The organism is Streptomyces sp. NPDC047002, assembly GCF_040704505.1.
In the GTDB taxonomy this organism is placed as follows: domain Bacteria; phylum Actinomycetota; class Actinomycetes; order Streptomycetales; family Streptomycetaceae; genus Streptomyces.
Genome location: NZ_JBEYWC010000020.1, coordinates 14,596 through 32,508, shown reverse-complemented (window position 1 = coordinate 32,508; position 17,913 = coordinate 14,596). Strand labels below are relative to the sequence as shown.

The following is a 17,913-nucleotide window of genomic DNA, read 5'->3' as shown; positions in this document are numbered from 1 at the left end:
TTAAAGAGACGGTAAGCGGGCCCTCCCCCGATCGGGCCCGGCCCGGCGGGACACCGGGGCCACGAGGGTGGGGGTAGCCCCACCTCCCGGCCTTCGGACTACCCCATGGCGCCCCGCGACCCGGCGCGGCAGGCTGGGCGCATGAGCGCGAGACCACGCCGGATCGGCGTCCCCACAAGCGGCGGGGGCCAGGGCGCCGCAGACGCACCGCTGCCCCCGCGTTTCGCGTACGACCTGAGCACGTGGCGGGAGATCGCGCACCTCCTGGCGAACTTCCCCGCAGCGGTCGTCGGCTTCGTGTACGTGGTGACGACGCTCGCGGTGGGCGTGAGCCTCTCGGTGACGGTGATCGGCGTGCCGCTGCTGGTGGCGGGCCTCTTCGGCACCCGGGTCTACGGGCGGTTCGAGCGCGCGCGGGCCCGTTCGCTGCTCGGCGTGCGGATCGACGAGCCGAGCCCGATGTTCCGGCGCGCGGGCACGGGCTTCGCCGGGCGTACGGTGGCGGCGCTCAAGGACCCCGTGGGGTGGCGGACCGCGCTGTACGCGTTCATGCGGCTGCCGTGGGGCATCGTCACGTTCAGCGTGACCCTGGTGAGCCTCTTCGTGCTGTGGCCCGTGCTGCCGTATCTGGCGCGCGGCCTGACCAACGCGGACCGCGCGATGGTGCGGGGACTGCTCTCGCCCGACGAGGAGCTGGAGGCGCGCATCGCGGAGCTGGAGAGCGACCGCGGGGTGGTCGTGGACACCGCCGCAGCCGACCTGCGCAGGATCGAGCGCGACCTGCACGACGGCGCGCAGGCCAGACTCGTCGCCCTCGCCATGGGGCTCGGCCTCGCCAAGGAGAAGCTGACCGAGGACCCTCAGGCCGCGGCGCGCATGGTGGACGAGGCGCACGGCGAGGTGAAGCTGGCGCTCCAGGAGCTGCGGGACCTGGCGCGCGGCATCCACCCGGCCGTCCTCACCGACCGGGGGCTCGACGCCGCGCTCTCGTCGGTCGCCGCGCGCTGCACGGTGCCGGTGAAGGTCACGGTGGAGCTGGCGGAGCGGCCCGCCGAGGCCATCGAGGGGATCGCGTACTTCACGGTCTCCGAACTGCTCCAGAACATCAGCAAGCACAGCAGGGCGCGCGCGGCGAGCGTCGACGTGTGGCGTACCGCCGACCGGCTGCTGATCCAGGTCACCGATGACGGCGTGGGCGGCGCCTGTCTCGACGGCGGTACGGGCATGGCGGGGCTCGCCGACCGGCTCGGCGCGGTCGACGGCCTGTTCGTGCTCGACTCGCCCGCGGGCGGCCCGACCACGGTCACCGCCGAGCTGCCGTGGCGGCGGCGAGGCGAGGCGCGTGCGGGCGGCGCCGTCCGCGGCGCGCGGGGGGCGGGGGCGTGAGCGGGGCACGGGCGTTCGCCCGGTACGGCACGGCGGCCGGGCGCGGCAGCGGCGGGGCGCCGCGGCGCGGGCTCCTGCCGCCCGTCCTGCGGGCGCCCTTCGGGGGCAGGACCTGGCGTGAGCTCTGCTACACGCTGCTCGGCCTGCCGGTCGGCGCCGCGCTGTTCGCGTACGGGCTGACGATGCTGGTGTTCGGCATGGGGATGCTGGTCACCCTGCTCGGGGTGCCGATCCTGGCGGTCACGCTGGCGAGCGCGAGGGGCCTCGGCGCCTTCGAGCGGGCGCGGGCCCGCGGCCTGCTCGGGCTCGACGTCGGCGCGCCCGCGCCGGTGCGGGCGGCCAGGGGCGGCCTGTCCGGCTGGACGGGCGCGCTGCTCAGGAGCGGCGAGTCCTGGCGGAGCCTCGGCTACCTGTTGGTGCAGTTCCCCTGGGCGTGCTTCTCGTTCGTGGTGGGCGTGGTGTTCTGGGCGACGGGCTGGGGGCTGCTCACGCTGCCGCTGTGGGAGGAGGGCCTGCGCGGGGTGGACGGCATCGCCCTGTTCAGGGACTCGTCGGGCACCGCGGTCGCGCTCGGCTCGCCCGCGCCGACCGCGCTGGTGTGCGCGCTCGGCCTGTTGCTCGTGCTGGTCACCCCGTCCGTCCTGCACGCCCTGACCTCGGTGAACCGGAGGCTGGTGGGCGGGCTGCTCGGTCCTTCGCCGCTGGCGTCCCGCGTGGTCGAGCTCGAAGGCGACCGCGGGGTGGTGGTGGACACCGCGGCAGCCGACCTGCGCAGGATCGAGCGCGACCTGCACGACGGCGCGCAGGCCAGACTCGTCGCCCTCGCCATGGATCTCGGCCTCGCCAAGGAGAAGCTGACCGAGGACCCTCAGGCCGCGGCCGTGATGGTGGACGAGGCGCACGGCGAGGTGAAGCTGGCCCTCCAGGAGCTGCGGGACCTGGCGCGCGGCATCCACCCGGCCGTCCTCACCGACCGGGGGCTCGACGCCGCGCTGTCCGCGCTGGCCGCCCGGTGCGCCGTGCCGGTGCGGGTGGAGGCCGACCTGCCGTGCAGGCCCGCCCCCGCGATCGAGGGGATCGCGTACTTCACGGTCTCCGAACTGCTCCAGAACATCAGCAAGCACAGCGGGGCACGCGCGGCGGCCGTCGACGTGTGGCGGTCGGGCGACCGGCTGCTGATCCGGGTCGGCGACGACGGCGTGGGCGGCGCGGACCCGGCGGCGGGCAGCGGCCTCGCGGGCCTCGGCGAGCGGCTGAGCGCCGTGGACGGGATCCTGCTGGTGGACTCGGAGCGCGGCGGGCCCACGACGGTGACGGCCGAACTGCCCTGGCGTACGTGACCCGGGCCGCGCGCCCCGCCCCCGCCCTGGCCCGCGCGCCCCGCCCCCGCGGGCCGCGCCGTCTCCCCCGCGGGCAACCGGAGAGCGCGCGTCCGCGTCCCCCGGCTGGGATGCTGTGCGGACCGGGAAGGATCCGGGTCCTTCAGGACGCGAGGCGCGGGGGTGGCGAAGAGGAATGGCTGCGGTTGCGGAGGACAGAGTGCGGGTGGTGATCGCCGAGGACTCGGTGCTGCTGCGGGAGGGGCTGACGCGGCTGCTGACCGACCGCGGGCACGACGTGGTCGCGGGCGTCGGCGACGCGGTGGCGCTGACGGATGCCATCGGCGCGCTCGCGGGCCTGGGCGAGCTGCCCGACGTCGTCGTGGCGGACGTGCGGATGCCGCCGACCCACACCGACGAGGGCGTGCGGGCCGCGGTGTGGCTGCGCAAGGAGCACCCGGGGGTCGGCGTCCTCGTGCTGTCGCAGTACGTCGAGGAGGAGTACGCGACGGAGCTGCTCGCCGGCTCGACGCGGGGCGTGGGCTATCTGCTGAAGGACCGGGTGGCCGACGTGCGGGAGTTCGTCGACGCGGTGGTGCGGGTGGCGGGCGGCGGCACGGCGCTCGACCCGGAGGTCGTGGCGCAGCTGCTGGGCCGCAGCAGGAAGCAGGACGTGCTGGCAGGACTGACGCCCCGCGAGCGCGAGGTGCTCGGGCTGATGGCGGAGGGCAGGACGAACTCGGCGATCGCGCGGCAGCTCGTGGTGAGCGACGGCGCGGTGGAGAAGCACGTCAGCAACATCTTCCTGAAGCTCGGCCTGGCCCCGAGTGACGGGGATCACCGGCGGGTGCTCGCCGTTCTGACGTACCTGAAGTCCTGAGGTCCTGAGGGCGGGGCGCGCGGACGCCGGCCCGCCCGGGCCCCGGGCCCGCGGCGGGTCCTAGTCCCAAAGGACGAGCGGCCGCACCGGTCGGCACGCGACCCGCGTACCGCCGCAGAACGGGGCATTCTCCCCCATCGAGGTGTCTCATAGAGGCGTCCACCATGCGAGCGAGCAGAGGTAGGCGACCCTTACCGACGTAGGGTTGCTCCGGGACGGCCGGCGGCCGGCGGTCCCGAGCCGCCGCCTCACAGGGAGGTCCAGTTCAGTGACCAGCCAGGTCAGTAGCGCAGCCGGCGAGGCCAACGACGGTGACACCGTCGTCGGGGGAGAGCGCGTCCCGTTGCCGGGCCTGTCGGAAGAGTCAGGGCCGGGGGGCTCCGGCACCAAGGAGGTCCGCCGTCTGGACCGGGTGATCATCCGCTTCGCGGGCGACTCGGGCGACGGCATGCAGCTGACGGGTGACCGGTTCACCTCCGAGACGGCCTCCTTCGGCAACGACCTGTCGACCCTGCCGAACTTTCCCGCCGAGATCCGCGCGCCCGCAGGCACCCTGCCGGGCGTCTCGTCGTTCCAGCTGCACTTCGCCGACCACGACATCCTGACCCCGGGCGACGCGCCCGACGTGCTGGTCGCGATGAACCCCGCGGCGCTGAAGGCGAACATCGCGGACGTGCCGCGCGGCGCGGAGATCATCGTCAACACCGACGAGTTCACCAAGCGCCCGATGGCCAAGGTCGGCTACGCCACCTCGCCCCTCGAAGACGGCTCGCTCGACGCCTACCAGGTGCACCCGGTGCCGCTGACGACGCTCACGGTCGAGGCGCTCAAGGAGTTCGGCCTGTCCCGCAAGGAGGCCGAGCGCAGCAAGAACATGTTCGCGCTCGGGCTGCTGTCGTGGATGTACCACAGGCCCACGGAGAGCACCGAGTCGTTCCTGCGCTCGAAGTTCGCGAAGAAGCCGGAGATCGCCGAGGCGAACGTGACGGCGTTCCGTGCGGGCTGGAACTTCGGCGAGACGACCGAGGACTTCGCCGTCTCGTACGAGGTCGCCCCGGCCCAGGGCGCCTTCCCGACCGGCACGTACCGCAACATCTCGGGCAACCTCGCCCTGGCGTACGGGCTGATCGCCGCCTCGCACCAGGCCGACCTGCCGCTCTACCTCGGCTCGTACCCGATCACCCCGGCCTCCGACGTGCTGCACGAGCTGTCGAAGCACAAGAACTTCGGGGTGCGCTCCTTCCAGGCCGAGGACGAGATCGCGGGCATCGGCGCCGCGCTCGGCGCGGCCTTCGGCGGCTCGCTCGCCGTCACCACCACCTCGGGTCCCGGCGTGGCGCTGAAGTCGGAGACGATCGGCCTCGCCGTCTCGCTCGAACTGCCGCTGCTGATCGTGGACATCCAGCGCGGCGGCCCCTCCACCGGTCTGCCGACCAAGACCGAGCAGGCCGACCTGCTCCAGGCGATGTACGGGCGCAACGGCGAGGCCCCGGTGCCGATCGTCGCGCCGTCGACCCCGGCGGACTGCTTCGACGCGGCCCTGGAGGCCGCCAGGATCGCGCTGACGTACCGCACGCCGGTCTTCCTGCTCTCCGACGGCTACCTGGCCAACGGCTCCGAGCCGTGGCGCATCCCCGAGCAGCACGAACTCCCGGACCTGCGCGTCCAGTTCGCCACCGCGCCGAACCACACCGCGGAGGACGGCACCGAGGCATTCCACCCCTACAAGCGCGACCCGCAGACGCTGGCGCGCCCGTGGGCGGTGCCCGGCACACCCGGCCTCGAACACCGCATCGGCGGCATCGAGAAGCAGGACGGCACGGGCAACATCTCCTACGACCCGGCCAACCACGACTTCATGGTCCGCACCCGCGCCGCGAAGGTCGACGGCGTCCAGGTGCCCGACCTCGCGGTCGACGACCCTTCCCCAAGCTCTCAGCTTCGTTCGAGCAGGGGAGGCCCCAACCCAAGCTCTCAGCTTCGTTCGAGCAGGGGAGGCCCCAACGGCGCCCGCACCCTGGTGCTCGGCTGGGGCTCCACGTACGGCCCGATCACGGCGGCCGTGCGGCGGCTACGCAAGGCCGGCAAGCCCGTCGCGCAGGCGCACCTGCGCCACCTCAACCCGTTCCCCGCGAACCTCGGCGAGGTGCTGAAGCGGTACGACAAGGTGGTCGTGCCGGAGATGAACCTCGGCCAGCTCGCGACCCTGCTGCGCGCGCGGTACCTGGTCGACGTGCACTCCTACAACCAGGTCAACGGCATGCCCTTCAAGGCGGAACAGCTCGCCGCGGCCATCGAGGAGGCCATCAATGTCTGAGGTCGGCATCGACGCGAACGAGCTGCTGACGCTGATCCCGAAGGCGGAAGCCAAGCAGTCCATGAAGGACTTCAAGTCGGACCAGGAGGTCCGCTGGTGCCCCGGCTGCGGCGACTACGCGGTGCTCGCCGCCGTCCAGGGCTTCATGCCGGAGCTCGGCCTGGCGAAGGAGAACATCGTCTTCGTCTCGGGCATCGGCTGCTCGTCCCGCTTCCCGTACTACATGAACACCTACGGGATGCACTCGATCCACGGCCGCGCCCCGGCCATCGCGACCGGCCTCGCGACCTCCCGCCGCGACCTGTCGGTGTGGGTCGTCACCGGTGACGGCGACTCGCTGTCCATCGGCGGCAACCACCTGATCCACGCGCTGCGCCGCAACGTCAACCTGAAGATCCTGCTGTTCAACAACCGGATCTACGGCCTGACCAAGGGGCAGTACTCGCCCACGTCCGAGCTCGGCAAGATCACCAAGTCGACGCCGATGGGCTCGCTCGACGCCCCGTTCAACCCGGTGTCGCTGGCGCTCGGCGCCGAGGCGTCGTTCGTGGCCCGTACGGTCGACTCGGACCGCAAGCACCTCACGAGCGTGCTGCGCGCCGCCGCCGACCACCCCGGCACGGCGCTGGTGGAGATCTACCAGAACTGCAACATCTTCAACGACGGCGCGTTCGAGGTCCTCAAGGACAAGGACCAGGCCCAGGAGGCCGTGATCCGGCTGGAGCACGGGCAGCCGATCCGCTTCGGCGCCGACGGGGGCAAGGGCGTCGTGCGCGACCCGCGCACCGGCGACCTGGAGGTCGTGGACGTCACGCCGGAGAACGAGGCGGACATCCTGGTGCACGACGCCGCGAGCGAGTCGCCCACGACGGCGTTCGCGCTCTCGCGCCTCGCCGACCCCGACACGCTGCACCGCACGCCGATCGGCGTCTTCCGCAGCGTGCGCCGCCCGGTCTACGACACCCTGATGAACGACCAGCTCGACACGGCGGTCGAGCAGCGCGGCAAGGGCGACCTGGCGGCGCTGCTGACCGGCAGCGACACCTGGACCGTCGCGGGCTGACCGCGCGTCCGCACGCACAGGAGGGGCCCCGAGCCGACCGGCTCGGGGCCCCTCGTGCCGTGCCGGGTCAGAACGGCCGGTCGCCGGCGATGGCGACGCGCTCGGCGACCCGGCGGGCGCCGCCGTAGTCGTTCACCGCGTAGTGCTGGGTGGCGCGGTTGTCCCAGAAGGCGATGTCGCCGGCCGACCAGCGCCACCTGACCTGGTACTCCGGCACGTGGGCCTGCTGGAAAAGCAGCCGCAGCAGCCGGTCGCTCTCGTCCCTGCCGAGGCCGGTGACGTGCGTGGTGAAGGAGCTGTTGACGAACAGCATCCGGCGGCCCGTCGCCGGGTGGCGGCGCACCACCGGGTGCTCGACCGGCGGGAAGACCTCCTGGAAGGCGGCGAGCCGCTCGGGCGGGGTGAAGCGGGCGAAGCCCGGCAGGAAGTCGTGCACCGCGCGCAGCCCGTCGATCCGCTCCCGCACCTGCTGCGGCAGGTTGTCGTACGCGGCGGCCATGTCGGCCCACATGGTGTCCCCGCCGGCGGGCGGCACCTCGCGCAGCTGGAGCACCGCGCCGAGCGCGGGCCGCTCGCGGAAGGTGACGTCGGTGTGCCAGACGTTCTCGAAGGTCGGCACGGCCGAGCGGTCGAACCGTACGACCTCGTCGGAACCCGCCGTCGCGAGCAGCGGGTTGGTCTCCAGCTCGCCCCAGTTGCGGGCGAAGGCGCGCTGCGCCTGCGAGGTGAGGTGCTGGCCGCGGAAGAAGAGGACCTTCCACTCGTGCAGTGCGCGCGTCAGCTCGTCGCGCAGGGCGTCGGACAGCGGCAGGGAGAGGTCGAGCCCGCGTATCTCGGCGCCGATGGTGGCGGCCTGCGGGACGAGTCCGAACAGCTCGTACGGGCGGCTCACCGCCCCCTCGGGCAGCCGGCGCAGCAGCCGGGGCCCCTCGGTGATCTGGTCGGCGGGCACGTGGAAGTCGCGCAGGGGGCGCAGGGCAGGGGTGGCGTGGGTAGTCACGGCGGTCCTCCGGGTACGGCGCGCACCGGCGCGGCAGGCGTCACCTCGCCCGCGCGGGCGCACGGAAGCGGAACGGAAGCGAACAGAGTCGTGAAGGAGGGTGGAGACGGCGTACGAAGGCGGTACGGGCGGCGGTCTGCCGGGCCCGGGACCGTCAGCTGCGGCAGCTACGACAGGAGCTGCGACAGCACAGGCGGGCGGCCGGGGGAGAGCCCACCCGGCCGCGGCGGCGCAGGAAGGTGCGGCCGCGTGGTGCGCACTCGCCGTGGGGAGCGCGAGTGCCCGACTCCACTGCACAGTCGATCGAGCACATCCTCATGGCGGCAGGCTACCCCGTGACCCTGTGCGCCGTCCCCTGTCATGACCGTATGCCGGAACGGACATGACAACGGCCGGGCGGGGCCGCTACCGTCCCCGGGGACGGCGGCGTTGACGCGAACACGCGCACCGACGGCGGAACGGCGAGGGCTGAGGGGGCCGGGTGGGGACCGAGGACGAGCAGCGCTCCGGGCTGCTGTACGGGGTCGGGGCGTACGGGATCTGGGGGCTTGTGCCGCTGTACTGGCCGCTGCTCGACCCGGCGGGCGCGCTTGAGGTGCTCGCGCACCGCATGGCGTGGTCGCTCGGCGTGGTGGCGGTCGCCCTGGTCTGCGCGCGGCGCTGGGCCTGGCTCGGCGAACTGGCGCGGCAGCCGCGCCGGGTGGGGCTGCTGGTGCTCGCGGCCACGGTGATCACGGTCAACTGGGGCGTCTACATCTGGGCCGTCGACTCGGGCCATGTGGTGGAGGCGTCGCTCGGCTACTTCATCAACCCGCTGGTGACCATCCTGCTCGGCGTGGTCCTGCTCAAGGAGCGGCTGCGGCCCGCGCAGTGGGCCGCGGTCGGCACCGGGCTCGCCGCCGTGGTGGTGATCTCGGTGGGGTACGGGCGGCTGCCGTGGATCTCGCTCGTGCTCGCGTTCTCCTTCGGCACCTACGGGCTGGCCAAGAAGAAGATCGGGCTCGGCGGCCTGGAGTCGCTGGCCGCCGAGACCGCGGTCCTCTTCCCGCCCGCGCTCGCGTTCCTGCTGTGGCTCGGCGCCACGGGCCGCTCCACGTTCACCGCGCACGGCGCGGGGCACGCGGCGTGGCTGGCCTCCGCGGGCCTGGTGACCGCGGTGCCGCTCGTCCTGTTCGGCGCTTCGGCGATCCGGGTGCCGCTGACCACGCTGGGCCTGCTCCAGTACCTGACGCCGGTGCTCCAGCTGGCGCTCGGCGTCGCGTACTTCCACGAGCCGATGCCGCCGGAGCGGTGGGCGGGGTTCGCGCTGGTGTGGCTGGCGCTCGCCGTGCTGACCTGGGACGCCCTGCGCACCGCGCGCCGCACCAGGCTCCGCGCCGCCGCACTGCGCGCCGCGGCGCGCGACGCGGCGCCCTGCGCCGCGCCCGTACGGCACCCGGGGCCGTGACCCGCGCCCGTACGGCGCCGCGCGGCCGGCGCGCGGGCGCGGGTCAGGCCGCGATGTCCTTCGTGGAGAACCTGGCCCAGGCGGCCGAGCCGAAGACCAGCAGGTAGACCGCCTGCACCAGGAGGTTCCTGACCACGCCGTCCCACAGCACGGGCGCCCGCATCACGTCGGCGAGCGAGAGCCAGTAGTGCGAGAACAGATACGGGTGGACCGCGTCGAGCTGCGGAATCGAGTCGAGGATCTGCACGGTGATCAGCAGCCCCACCGTGGCCGCCATGGCCGCGATGCCGCTGCCCGTCAGCGTCGAGACGAACAGCCCGACCGCGGCGAACCCGACGAGCGAGGCCGCCACCAGGGCCGCGGCGAGCAGCGCGCGCCCGAGGCCCGCGCCGAACGGGATCGCCGTGCCGGAGATCGTCGTGACCTCGCCCACCGGGAACAGCAGCGCCCCCGTCGCCAGCGCGAACACCGCGACCACCGCCGTCGCGGCCAGGCAGTACACCAGCACCGCCGCGTACTTGGCGAGCAGCAGCCTGGTCCTGCCCGCGGGCACCACCAGCAGATAGCGCAGGGTGCCGCCCGCGGACTCCCCCGCGACCGAGTCGCCCGCGACGACGCCGACCGTCATCGGCAGGAACACCGGCAGGGTCGCGGTGAGCGCGGCGAAGACCAGGAACAGGCCGTTGTTGGTGACCTGCGTCAGAAAAGGCGGCCCGCCGCCCACGCCGGAGCCGCCCGACGTCTCGATCTTCACCGCGACGCCGACCAGCACAGGCACCGCGGCCAGCACGCCGAGCAGCGCGAGCGTCCTGCCCCTGCGGAACGTCGTCAGCAGCTCGGAGCCGAAGAACCCGAGCGTCCACCAGAGCCCCGGGCTGCGGGGCTCCGGCGCCGCCGCGCGCGGCCCGGGCACCGCGGCGCCTCCCGCCGCCGCCCGGTCCGCTCCCGCCGTCTCAGCCCGCGACATCGAAGCCCTCTCCCGTCAGCGCCACGAAGGCGTCCTCAAGCGTGCCGCGCTCCACCCCGAACGCCCGCACCCGCACCCCCGCGCGCACCAGCGCCGCGTTGAGGTCGGCCGGGTCCACGCCGGGGTCGCCCTGCGGCAGGTCGCCGCTGACCCGGCCCTCCCCCGCCTCGACGCCGGTGACGCCGTGCTCGGCGAGCACCCTGGCCGCGTCCGCGGGGTCGGGCGTGGTGACGGCGAGCCTGCCGCGCGCGGGCCCGGACAGCTCGGCGACCGGCCCCTGCGCGAGCAGACGGCCCCGCGCCATCACGGCCGCGTGCGTGCAGACCTGCTCGATCTCGTCGAGCAGGTGCGAGGAGAGGAAGACCGTCGTGCCCTCGGCCGCCAGCTCGCGCACGAGCGTCCTGATCTCCCGCATGCCCTGCGGGTCGAGGCCGTTCGTCGGCTCGTCGAGCACGAGGAGCCTGCGGGGCCGCAGCAGCGCGGCCGCGAGGCCGAGCCGCTGCTTCATCCCGAGCGAGTACGCCTTGGCCCGCTTGTCGGCCGCCGCGCCGAGCCCGACCCGGCCGAGGGCCGCTTCCACCCGGGCCGCGCGGGTGCGGGGGTCGGCGGTCGGGTCCGTCGCGTCGAACCGTACGAGGTTGTCCCTGCCGCTGAGGAAGCCGTACTGCGCCGGGCCCTCGATGAGCGCGCCCACCTGCGGCAGCACCGCGCGGGCCGCGCCCGGCATGGGGCGGCCGAGCAGCCGCGCCGCCCCGGCGGTCGGCTGGACGAGGCCGAGCAGCATCCGGATCGTGGTCGTCTTGCCCGAGCCGTTGGGGCCGAGGAAACCGAAGACGCTGCCCTCGGGCACCACCAGGTCGAGGCCGTCGACGGCGAGCTGGCCGCCCCGGTAGCGCTTGGTCAGGCCGCGCGCCTCGATCACGGGCGCCCCGCCGCTCACCGCCATGCCCTGTCCCTCCCTCGCACTCCGCCCGCGGAAGCCCGCTGCCCCGCGAACGCGCGGGCGCGCCCCGGAGGTGCCGGGCCACGCGCGGCGGCCCCGCCGTACGAGCGTACGGCGGGGCCGCCGGCGGCCGGCGCAGGCGGGCCGGGGGGCGGTCCGCCGTCCCGGCCGGTCCCCGCGCCTACTTGGCGGCGTCGGCCGCCTCGATCAGCTTCTGCCGGCTGACCGCGCCCGCGTAGACGCTGCCGTCCTCGGTCACCAGCGCGTTGACGAGGCGCGTGTGGAACACGGTGCCCTGGCCGAAGGAGCCGCTGACCTTGGTGCCGAGCGAGCTCAGGAAAGACTGGGCGTCGCCGCCCTCGGCGCTGCCCTTGGCCGCGGAGTGGCCCGCCGCGCCGGGCAGCTCGACCACGGACGTCCAGCCCTTGCCCGTGACCTTGACCCGGCTCAGCGCCGTCTCGGCCCGCTGCTTCTGCTGCGGCGTCGGCTGCGCCTGCCGCGCCGCCGCGTGCTGCTTGCCCTCGGTGACCTTCGTGCCCTTCGGCGGGGTGAAGTCGAAGGTGGAGGCCGCGGGCCTGGCGAAGTCGACCGAGGTGTAGCCGACGTCGACGACGGCCTTGCCGCCGCCGCTGGGCGCCACCGTGAACCGCAGCGGCGTGCCCGTCTTCGCGTCCACGGCGATCCGCACGGAGCCGACCGTGGACCCGGCCTGCTTCGGCTTGGCCACCAGGTCGTACGCGTCGCGGCCCGCGACGCGCGAGGTGCCGTCGACGGAGAGCGCCGTGGTGGATCCGGTGGCCTTGAGGACGTCGTCGGCGAACTGCCCCGGCGTCGTCGGCGCCTCCGCGCCCCTGGGCAGCGCGGGCAGCGCCCGCGTGCCGGACTTCGTGTCGGACTTCGTGTCGGCGCCCGCGGGGGCCGTCGTGTGGAACGCCTGGTTGCTCGCGCTGTCGTACGCCCAGACCTGGCCCGCGTTGCGGATCAGGCTGTACTCGGCGGCGTCCTCCACGAGGGAGACCTTCTGCTTCTGCGGGCCGTCGACCGCGACGCGCAGCGTGTGCGTGCCGGACGCCAGCTCCATCAGCTTGGACTGCGGGTCGGCGCCCGAGCCCGACGGCGCCCCCGAGGGGCCGCCGGAGCCCGCGGCCCCGCCGGGCAGCGAGCCGCCGAGCCCGCCGAGCGACGGCAGGCCGAGATCGGTGGTGAACTTCACGGACCCGGAGAGCTGCTGCGTGTGGGACGCGGCGATCTTCTGCACCAGGTCGTGCGCGCTGATCGTGGGAAGGTCCGGGTCGCCGGACGCTGCGAGCGCCGGTACGAGACCGACGGTGGCCGCGGCCACCCCGGCGACGGCCACCGGGAGCGCGTAGCGCGCGAGCTTCCTCGGGCCCGTGGCGCGGACCTCGTCGTCCTCGGCGGTCGCTGCCCTGTCGTTGCCTGCCATGTGTGCCCTACCTCCGTGGTCGGCGGCCGGTCAGTCGGTCATCGGCGCCGTGCACCGGTGCCGTGCACCCTGCGTCCCCCGCCGCCATTGTCACCCGGCGGGAGACGAGTGCGTATGTCCATCTGACCAAATGGGCGTATGACAGTCGTCAACCCGGCGGAGCACTTTCCGTCCGCCTCCGGGATGACCCGGGGGCCGCGCGCCCCGGGAGGGAGCGCCGGCCCCGCCCCGATACGGCGTCAGCCCGCGCGGTGCACGACCGCGTCGCACAGGTCGGTCAGCGCCGACTTCGCCCAGCACTCGGGCAGCGGCACCAGCGTCTCGCGCGCCGCCGTCGCATACCTGACGGCCTCGTCCATGGCCTGCTGGAGCGCGGGGTGCGCGCGCAGCCCGCGCAGCGCCTCCGCGTGGCGCGCGTCGTCCGTGAGGTCGGATTCGAGCAGCTCGACCAGCGCGACGTCGGCCGGCTCCGCCAGCTTCTCCGCGCGGGCGCGCAGCAGCAGCACCGGCAGGGTGGGGATGCCCTCGCGCAGGTCGGTCCCCGGGGTCTTGCCCGACTCGTGCGACTCGCTCGCGATGTCGAGCACGTCGTCGGCGAGCTGGAAGGCGACGCCGAGGCGCTCGCCGAACTGCGTGAGGATGTCCACGACCCGCTCGTCGGCGCCCGCCGTCAGCGCGCCGAACCTGCCGGACACGGCGACCAGGGAGCCCGCCTTGCCCGACAGCACGTCCAGGTAGTGGGCGACCGGGTCGCGGCCGTCGCGCGGGCCCGCGGTCTCCAGGATCTGGCCCGTCACCAGCCGCTCGAACGCCTCGGCCTGGATGCGCACGGCCTCGGGGCCGAGCTCGGCGAGGATCTGCGAGGCCCGGGAGAAGAGGAAGTCGCCGGTGAGGACGGCGACGGAGTTGTCCCAGCGCGCGTTGGCGCTGTCGACGCCCCTGCGCACCTCGGCCTCGTCCATCACGTCGTCGTGGTACAGCGTGGCCAGGTGGGTGAGCTCCACCACGACGGCCGAGGGCACGACGCCCGGCGCGTAGGGGTCCCCGAACTGCGCGGCGAGCAGCACGAGCAGCGGCCTGAATCGTTTGCCGCCCGCCCGTACCAGGTGCTGTGCGGCCTCGTTGATGAAGGCCACGTCGCTCTTGGTGGCATCGAGCAGGCCCGCCTCGACAGCCGCCAATCCGGTCTGCACATCGGCTTCGAGAGCCTGGTCCCGCATGCTCAGCCCGAACGGCCCGACGACGGTCACGAGGGGTACTCCTGTCTGCTGACGATCACACGGATTGTCGATGTGTCGCTGCCATCACTCAAGTCAGCGTATCCGGTCGCGTTTCGATCACCGTGGGCGCCTTCCCGGCACCGGCGGTATGTTCGTGATCAGTCGTACGAGCAGGAGAGAGTACTTTGTCCGACACCGTGACCGATACGGAAGCACACGGAGAGCGACCTCCGCCCGGGGACGACCGTGCGTTTTTCGGCCAGCCGCGCGGGCTGGTCACGCTGTCGGGCCTCGAAGTCTGGGAGCGCTTCTCGTTCCTGGGGATGCAGGCCATTCTCGTCCTCTACTTCGTGGACAGCGTGGCACACGGCGGCCTCGGCATGGCCGACGGCACCGCCGCCTCCGTCTCCGCCGCGTACGGCACGCTCGTCTACCTGGTCTCCGTCGGCGGCGGCTGGCTCGCCGACCGCATCCTCGGCTCGTACCGCGCCGTCCTGTGGGGCGGTGTGCTCATCGCGGCGGGCCACTACCTGATGGCCGTGCCCGCCGCCTGGTCGACCTGGGCCGGGCTCGGCCTGATCAGCGCGGGCACGGGACTGCTCAAGCCCAACGTCTCGTACATGGTCGGCAAGCTCTACAGGACCAGGGACGAGCGGCGCGACGCGGGCTTCGCCCTCTACTACATGGCCATCAACATCGGCTCGTTCCTCGGGCCGCTGGTCACCGGCTGGCTCGGTGACCACGCGAGCTGGCACTGGGGGTTCTCCGCCGCCGCCTTCGGCATGACGCTCGGCCTGATCCAGTACGTGTGGGGACGGAGGCACCTCGCCGGGCGCGACAGCGCGCCCGAGTACGCCCTCGCGCCGGAGCCGATGCGGCGCGCGGTGCGGTGGATGGTGCTCGGCGCCGTGGTGGCCGCGGCCCTCGCGACGGCCCTCTCGCTGGCCGGCCGGCTGACGCTCGGCCGGTTCGTCGACGTGCTCACGGTGGTCTCGGTCGCCGCGCCCGTCGTCTACTTCGCCGTGATGTTCGCGAGCCCCCGGGTGACCCCCGAGGAGCGCGGGCGGCTGCGCCCCTACGTGGTGCTGTTCTGCGCTTCCGTGGTGTTCAACTTCATCCTGTTCCAGGCGTACTCGACGATGATCCTGCTGGCCGCGTCGAACGCCGAGTCGAGCATCTTCGGCTTCGACTTCCCCGCGAGCTGGTACACCTCGGCGCTCGGCGCCTTCGAGGTGGCGCTCGCGCCGGTCGTCGCCGCCGTGTGGGTGCGGATGGGCCGCAGGCAGCCGCACGCCTCCCACAAGATCGCGTTCGGCGTGGTGCTCGGCGGCCTGTCGTTCCTGCTGATCGTCCTGCCGACCTCGGGCCACAGCGGCGACCACTACACGATGGCCGTGTGGTGGATCGTCGGCTCGTACATCCTGCTGGGGCTCGGCGACATCCTGCTGGAGACCTCCGGCCTCTCCGCGTCGACCAAGCTCGCCCCGCGGGCGTTCGCCAGCCAGACCATGGCGCTCTGGTTCCTCTCGCTCGCCCTGGCCAACGGCATCCAGGCGCAGACCGTGAAGCTGTACGACAAGGTCTCGCACCCCGCGTACTTCGGCGTGAACGGCGCGGTCGCCGTGGCCGCGGGCCTCGCCGTCATAGCGGCCGCGCCCTGGCTGCGCAGGACCATGCACCCCGTCCACTGACCGGGCCGCGCGCCGCGCGCCCCCCCCCGTATCCCCCATATCCCCCATATCCCCCGCACACTCCGCGTACCCCGCGCCCCACCGCCCCCGCACGGAAAAAGGTGACCGGTATGTCCCCCAGCATCCGTTCCGCCCCCGGCCCCGCCGTCCGCACGGACTTCCCCTACGAGACCACACGCGAGGACGTCCGCATCCCGCTCCCCGGCGGTCTGCGCCTGTACGCACGCGTGTGGCGGCCGGTCACGAGCGAGCCCGTGCCCGCGCTGCTCGAATACCTCCCGTACCGGCTGAGCGACTGGACCGCGCCGCGCGACTGGCAGCGGCACCCCTGGTACGCGGGGCACGGCTACGCCTCCGTACGGGTCGACGTGCGCGGCCACGGCAACAGTGAGGGCGCGCCGGGCGACGAGTACGACGCGACGGAGCTCGCCGACGGCGTCGAGGTGATCAACTGGCTGGCCGCGCAGCCCTGGTGCAGCGGCCGCGTCGGCATGTTCGGCATCTCCTGGGGCGGCTTCAACTCGCTCCAGCTCGCGGCGCTCGCCCCAAAGCCGCTGAAGGCGGTCGTCACGGTCTGCTCCACCGACGACCGCTACGACAACGACGTCCACTACATGGGCGGCTCGGTACTCGGCGTCGACATGCACGCCTGGGCCTCGACCATGCTCGCCTTCGCCTCCCGGCCGCCCGACCCGGTGTACGCGGGCGAGGGCTGGCGCGACCTGTGGCTCGACCGCCTCGGATCCGTCGAGCCGCTCATCCACACCTGGCTCGCGCACCAGACCCGCGACGCCTACTGGCGGCACGGCAGCGTCTGCGAGGACTACGCGGCGATCGACGCCGCCGTCCTCGCGGTCGGCGGCTGGCACGACCCGTACCGCGACACCGTGCTGCGGCTCGTGGAGCACCTCGACCCGGCGAAGGTACGGGGCATCGTCGGCCCCTGGTCGCACCAGTACCCCGACCGCGGCCTGCCGCCGGGGCCCGCCGTCGGGTTCCTCCAGGAGACCCTGCGCTGGTGGGACCAGCACCTGAAGGACCGCGACACCGGCGTGCTCGACGAGCCGCTGCTGCGCGCCTGGATCAGCGCCTCGCACCCGCCCGCCACGGTCTACCCGGAGCTGCCGGGCCGCTGGGTCGGCGAACCGTCCTGGCCCTCGCCGAACGTCACGCCCGTGCCGTACGCCTTCCGCGGTGACCCGGTGCTCGTCGACTCGCCGCACCACACGGGGCTCGACGCGGGCCGCTTCTTCCCGTTCGGCAACGACGCCGACCTGCCGCCCGACCAGCGCGACGAGGACGCGAAGTCCGCGTCGTTCGAGTTCGCCGTCGACCCCGAGGGCTCGGGCATCGAGGTCCTCGGCAGGCCCCGCGTGCGCCTCAGGCTCACCGTGGACGCGCCGGCGGGGCAGGTGATCGCCCGGCTGTGCGACGTGGCGCCCGACGGCTCGTCGACGCTGGTGACGCGCGGCGCGCTCAACCTGTCGGCCCGCGAGGGCCGCGACCGCGCCGTGCCCTGGCCCGAGGGCGCGACCGAGACCGTCGAGTTCGAGCTGAACGGCATCGGCCACACCTTCCCGCCAGGACACCGCATCAGGCTCGCGGTGTCGTCCGCGTACTGGCCCTGGATCTGGCCGCAGGCCGAGTCGGCGGGCTTCGTGCTCGACCCCGAGGGCTCGGGGCTCGACCTGCCGGTGCGCACCCGCTCGGCCGCCGACCGGCCCCTCGGCTTCCCGCCGCCGGAGCAGTCGGCACCGCTGGAGGTGGTGTACCCGCAGAGCGCGGCGCCCCCGCGCCCGGAGCGGCTGGTCACCCGGGACGTCGCCGAGGGCGTCTGGCGTCTGGAGGTCGACCCGCGGTACGGCGGCACCCGCGTCTACCCCGACGGTCTCGAGTTCACCGAGGACGCGCTGGAGACGTACACCATCCAGGAGAGCGACCCGCTCTCCGCGAAGGCCGTCTCCCGCTGGACGGTCCGCCTCCACCGCCCCGCGCTCTCCTGGGACACCCGGATCGAGACCCGCTCGGAGACCAGCTGCGACGCCGAGCACTTCACCACGGTCAACGAGGTCGTGTGCCGGGAGGGCGAGGAGGTCGTCTTCCGGCGCACCTGGGAGAAGCACATCCCGCGCACGGCGGGGTGAGGGGCGGCGCGGGGCGTGCGGGAGCGCGTGGGCCGTGGGGTGTTCTTTCTTACGCACGCGTGAGATGTTTCCTCCCGGCCGCATCCGACCCC

The 17,913-nt window shown here is 73.6% G+C and carries 13 protein-coding genes; 8 read left to right on the top strand and 5 right to left on the bottom strand.

Translation table 11 applies throughout. The features are described from left to right. Window positions 1-141: 141 nt before the first annotated feature. The 5 genes from AB0910_RS19330 to AB0910_RS19310 all read left to right on the top strand — a co-directional run bounded on the left by AB0910_RS19330 (window position 142) and on the right by AB0910_RS19310 (window position 6,965). Window positions 142-1,386: a sensor domain-containing protein gene (locus AB0910_RS19330; RefSeq protein WP_366745832.1), complete on the top strand. Its 1,245-nt coding sequence runs from the start codon at window positions 142-144 to the stop codon at window positions 1,384-1,386. Next, on the top strand, window positions 1,383-2,726 hold the full coding sequence (locus tag AB0910_RS19325; RefSeq protein ID WP_366745831.1) for a sensor domain-containing protein: 1,344 nt from the start codon (window positions 1,383-1,385) through the stop codon (window positions 2,724-2,726). The genes AB0910_RS19330 and AB0910_RS19325 overlap by 4 nt, the downstream gene beginning before the upstream one ends. Window positions 2,727-2,925: 199 nt before the next feature. Beyond that, window positions 2,926-3,585 (top strand): response regulator transcription factor, encoded by a 660-nt coding sequence (locus AB0910_RS19320; protein WP_366745909.1) that lies wholly within the window; start codon window positions 2,926-2,928, stop codon window positions 3,583-3,585. Between the two features lie 268 nt (window positions 3,586-3,853). Beyond that, entirely contained in the window at window positions 3,854-5,902 is a 2,049-nt protein-coding gene (locus AB0910_RS19315) for a 2-oxoacid:acceptor oxidoreductase subunit alpha (protein ID WP_366745830.1), read from the top strand. Continuing rightward, window positions 5,895-6,965: a 2-oxoacid:ferredoxin oxidoreductase subunit beta gene (locus AB0910_RS19310; protein WP_366745828.1), complete on the top strand. Its 1,071-nt coding sequence runs from the start codon at window positions 5,895-5,897 to the stop codon at window positions 6,963-6,965. Before AB0910_RS19315 ends, AB0910_RS19310 begins: the two co-directional genes overlap by 8 nt. Window positions 6,966-7,032: 67 nt before the next feature. Here the strand turns inward: AB0910_RS19310 and AB0910_RS19305 are convergent, their stop codons facing one another. Next, window positions 7,033-7,965, bottom strand: a complete 933-nt coding sequence (locus tag AB0910_RS19305) for a TauD/TfdA family dioxygenase (protein ID WP_366745827.1) — start codon at window positions 7,963-7,965, stop codon at window positions 7,033-7,035. A gap of 481 nt (window positions 7,966-8,446) precedes the next feature. On the opposite strand from AB0910_RS19305, the gene rarD reads away from it, so the two are divergent. After that, window positions 8,447-9,412 carry an EamA family transporter RarD gene (gene rarD / locus AB0910_RS19300; protein ID WP_366745826.1) on the top strand — a complete coding sequence of 322 codons (966 nt, stop codon included), beginning with the start codon at window positions 8,447-8,449 and terminating at the stop codon, window positions 9,410-9,412. Window positions 9,413-9,455: 43 nt separating this feature from the next. On the opposite strand, the gene AB0910_RS19295 is transcribed toward rarD, so the two are convergent. The 4 genes from AB0910_RS19295 to AB0910_RS19280 form a co-directional block, all read right to left on the bottom strand. After that, window positions 9,456-10,379: an ABC transporter permease gene (locus tag AB0910_RS19295; protein WP_366745825.1), complete on the bottom strand. Its 924-nt coding sequence runs from the start codon at window positions 10,377-10,379 to the stop codon at window positions 9,456-9,458. Next, entirely contained in the window at window positions 10,366-11,325 is a 960-nt protein-coding gene (locus AB0910_RS19290) for an ABC transporter ATP-binding protein (protein WP_366745824.1), read from the bottom strand. The genes AB0910_RS19295 and AB0910_RS19290 overlap by 14 nt, the downstream gene beginning before the upstream one ends. A 178-nt stretch (window positions 11,326-11,503) precedes the next feature. Continuing rightward, window positions 11,504-12,766, bottom strand: a complete 1,263-nt coding sequence (locus tag AB0910_RS19285) for a DUF2092 domain-containing protein (RefSeq protein ID WP_366745823.1) — start codon at window positions 12,764-12,766, stop codon at window positions 11,504-11,506. Between the two features lie 239 nt (window positions 12,767-13,005). Next, on the bottom strand, window positions 13,006-14,016 hold the full coding sequence (locus tag AB0910_RS19280; RefSeq protein WP_366745822.1) for a polyprenyl synthetase family protein: 1,011 nt from the start codon (window positions 14,014-14,016) through the stop codon (window positions 13,006-13,008). A 167-nt stretch (window positions 14,017-14,183) separates the two neighbouring features. Here AB0910_RS19280 and AB0910_RS19275 point away from each other — a divergent pair, with 167 nt between their 5' ends. Both AB0910_RS19275 and AB0910_RS19270 read left to right on the top strand, forming a co-directional pair. Then, window positions 14,184-15,677 carry an oligopeptide:H+ symporter gene (locus AB0910_RS19275; RefSeq protein ID WP_366745821.1) on the top strand — a complete coding sequence of 498 codons (1,494 nt, stop codon included), beginning with the start codon at window positions 14,184-14,186 and terminating at the stop codon, window positions 15,675-15,677. Window positions 15,678-15,787: 110 nt separating this feature from the next. Continuing rightward, window positions 15,788-17,821: a CocE/NonD family hydrolase gene (locus AB0910_RS19270; protein WP_366745820.1), complete on the top strand. Its 2,034-nt coding sequence runs from the start codon at window positions 15,788-15,790 to the stop codon at window positions 17,819-17,821. The last annotated feature ends 92 nt before the right edge of the window (window positions 17,822-17,913 follow it).